The organism is Vibrio sp. 2033, from assembly GCF_033339735.1.
Genome location: NZ_JAWOVC010000699.1, coordinates 1 through 549, shown reverse-complemented (window position 1 = coordinate 549; position 549 = coordinate 1). Strand labels below are relative to the sequence as shown.

General features: G+C 46.3%; 1 protein-coding gene. It reads right to left on the bottom strand.

What is annotated here, in order from left to right; genetic code table 11:
- Positions 1-62: 62 nt before the first annotated feature.
- Positions 63-521 carry a YeeE/YedE family protein gene (locus R7P74_RS28590; protein ID WP_005479357.1) on the bottom strand — a complete coding sequence of 153 codons (459 nt, stop codon included), beginning with the start codon at positions 519-521 and terminating at the stop codon, positions 63-65.
- Positions 522-549 lie beyond the last annotated feature (28 nt).

The window sequence follows — 549 nt, the reverse complement described above, 5'->3', positions numbered from 1 at the left end:
ATTGAACAAAACTTCGCTTTAGTTTGTCGGGCATCCTTTCCCCTCCATATCAGATTGATTGTTTACGCGTTCGCGGTTTTCATCTTCTTCGCGTTACGGTGAGTAATGATCGCTTTCGCGAACAGAGATCCAACTAACATCGCAAGGAAGAACACTACAATGCTCACGTTGCCTAATGCCAGACTCGCAACTGCAGGGCCAGGGCAAATACCGGCCAAACCCCAACCTAAACCAAAGATCGCCGCACCAGATAACAAACGTCCGTCGATGTTCTTATTGGTTGGTGTGCAAAACGCTTCACCGCTAACTGATTGTTTTCTCGGCTTGATGATTAAAAAATAGCTTGGCATGAATACCGCGAGTGCGCCGCCCATCACAAAAGCCAAACTTGGATCCCAACTGCCAGAAATATCTAAAAATCCAATGACTTTAGCTGGGTCGATCATGCCGGACACCGCCATGCCCATACCGAATAACACACCGCTCAAAAGAGCAGAAAAACGAAAAATAGTCTTGTTCATGGAATCTCTCTTAAACTAGGTGAAGTCG

Coding starts and splice junctions, on each gene's coding strand:
- R7P74_RS28590 (WP_005479357.1), bottom strand. CDS start 521: ATGAACAAGACTATTTTTCGTTTTTCTGCTCTTTTGAGCGGTGTGTTA.